At 69.7% G+C, this 2,373-nt stretch carries 1 protein-coding gene and 1 pseudogene; one reads left to right on the top strand and one right to left on the bottom strand.

All coding sequences use genetic code 11. The features are described from left to right. A pseudogene (locus GVY41_RS20000) lies at nucleotides 1-623 on the top strand (hypothetical protein); the annotation flags it as partial. Between the two features lie 21 nt (nucleotides 624-644). Here the strand turns inward: GVY41_RS20000 and GVY41_RS19995 are convergent. Then, nucleotides 645-2,081, bottom strand: a complete 1,437-nt coding sequence (locus GVY41_RS19995; protein ID WP_161343993.1) for an NAD-dependent succinate-semialdehyde dehydrogenase — start codon at nucleotides 2,079-2,081, stop codon at nucleotides 645-647. Nucleotides 2,082-2,373 lie beyond the last annotated feature (292 nt).

Below are 2,373 nucleotides of genomic sequence, written 5' to 3'. Positions count from 1 at the left end.
CTGCCGCGGCACCCGCCGCACCGGCGCCCCGCGCGGCCGCACCGGCGGCGAGCGGCGGCGCCCTGCCCCGCCAGGGCGATGGCCGGCTCGCCGCCACCCGCTCTGCCGCGCAGTCCGGGGCCTGGGCCGAATGCCTCGCCCGCTCTGCCAATCCCGGCTCTGCCGAACTCGCCTATGAACGCGCCTGGTGCGCCTACAACCTCGACCGCCCGGCGGAGGCGCTGGCGGGCTTTGCCCAGATGGAACGCGCCCGCCTCAGCCCCGAGCTGACCCGCGACGCCCGCTTTGGCATGGCGCTGTCCTATCTCGACCAGAACATGACCGAAAACGCCGCCCAGATCGCCGCCGCGACCGACTTCACCCGCGAACAGCGGCTGACGATTGAATCGATCATCCTCAACCAGCGCGGGGTCCGCGCCTATGAGCGCAAGGACTATCACCGGGCCATCGCGTTCCTCGATGCGATGGAGGAGATGGGCAAGCTGACGCGCGACCTCGCGATCCTGCGCGCCTATGCCTACCTGAACCTCGACCAGCGGGCCGAGGCGCACCGCCAGTTCGAGACGCTGCACCGGCAGCTTGCCACCAGGGAAACCCGCGCCGGCATGGCCGCCTCGCGCTGAGGCGGCCACCCCTTGCCGCGCTCAGTCCATCCGGGTGATGAACCGCGTGTCGAGATAGGCCTCGATCGCTTCCGACCCACCCTCGGTGCCATAGCCGGAATCCTTGATGCCGCCGAAGGGCACCTCGGGCAGCGCGAGGCCCAGATGGTTGATCGTGGTCATCCCCGCCTCGACCTCTGCCGCGATCCGGCCCGCCGCGGCCGCCGATCCGGTCCAGGCATAGGCAGCGAGGCCGAAGGGCAGCCGGTTCGCCTCGGCAATCGCATCCCCAAGGCTCGCAAAGCGGTTGATCACCGCGACCGGGCCGAAGGGCTCTTCATTCATGATCCGCGCGGCGACCGGCACATCGGCCAGCACCGTCGGCTCGAAGAACCAGCCCTTGTTGCCGATCCGGCGCCCGCCGGTGGTCAGCCGCCCGCCATGATCGACCGCGTCATCGACCAGCGCCTGCAGCGCCGGGATGCGCCGGTCATTGGCCAGCGGCCCCATCACCGTGCTCTCGTCGCTGCCCGCGCCAACCTTGATCGCCTTGGCCGCCTCGGTGAAGCCGTCGATGAAGCGGTCGGCCACCGCGTCCTCGACCAGGAACCGGGTCGGCGACACGCAGACCTGCCCGGCATTGCGGAACTTGTGCATCGCCATCGTGGCGATGGCCTTGTCGATATCGGCATCGGCGGTCACGATCACCGGGGCATGGCCGCCAAGCTCCATCGTCGCGCGCTTCATGTGCTGGCCGGCAAGGCTGGCCAGCAGCTTGCCCACCGGGGTCGATCCGGTGAAGGTGACCTTGCGGATCACCGGATGCGCGATCAGGTATTCGGAAATCTCGGCCGGCACGCCATAGACAAGGCCCACGACGCCCGCAGGCACGCCCGCATCGGCAAAGCAGCGGATCAGCGCGGCCGGCGAGGCCGGGGTCTCCTCGGGCGCCTTGACGATGATGGAACAGCCCGCCGCCAGCGCCGCCGACAGCTTGCGCACCACCTGGTTGATCGGGAAGTTCCACGGGGTGAAGGCCGCCACCGGCCCCACAGGCAGCTTGACGGTCATCTGGGTGATGCCCGGCGCGCGCGATGGGATCACCTGCCCATAGGTGCGGCGTGCTTCCTCCGCGAACCAGTCGATCACGTCGGCGGCGGCCAGCGCTTCCATCTTCGCCTGCGCCAGCGGCTTGCCCTGCTCGCGCGTCATCACCCAGCCGATATCGCCCGCCCGCTCGCGCAGCAGGTCCGCAGCCTTGCGCATCATCTTGGCCCGGTCATAGGCCGAGGTCGCGCGCCACACCGCAAAGCCCCGCGCCGCCGCTTCCAGCGCCGCGTCCAGATCGGCGCGGTCGGCCCAGGCGACGGTGCCGATCTGTTCTTCGGTGGCAGGGTCGAGCACCGGGATGGTCTTGCCGCTGGCAGCCGGGACCCAGGCCCCGTCGATGAACAGCATTGTATCGGGATAGGCGGTCATGATGCGTCCTTTCGGCAATCGGTTCTGCAAGTGACTGGGCCGCCCTCGGCAGCCGTCAGGGGGCGCGGTCGTCGCCGCAAGGGGCAAAATCCGCGCCGGATACTCGCACGCGCAGCAACCTATCGCCTGCGGCGGCAATGACCAGCCCCTTCTTGCGGTCGGGAGGCGAGACCGCCTCAGCGTCCGTTGGCTTTGCGCCATTCGGCGAAGAGGGTCAGGTTGCGTTCGTCGGTGGCGGGGTAGAGGCCGATGATGGTGGCGCCGGCCTTGACGCGTTCGACGGCGAAGTCCT

Origin of the sequence: Frigidibacter albus, assembly GCF_009908165.1 — a bacterium.
GTDB classification, from domain to species: Bacteria; Pseudomonadota; Alphaproteobacteria; order Rhodobacterales; family Rhodobacteraceae; genus Frigidibacter; species Frigidibacter albus.
This window is presented reverse-complemented; position numbering and strand designations above follow the sequence as displayed.

Bases quoted from the DNA above. Each gene is read 5' to 3' on its own strand.
- GVY41_RS19995 (WP_161343993.1), bottom strand. From the start codon at position 2,081: ATGACCGCCTATCCCGATACAATGCTGTTCATCGACGGGGCCTGGGTC.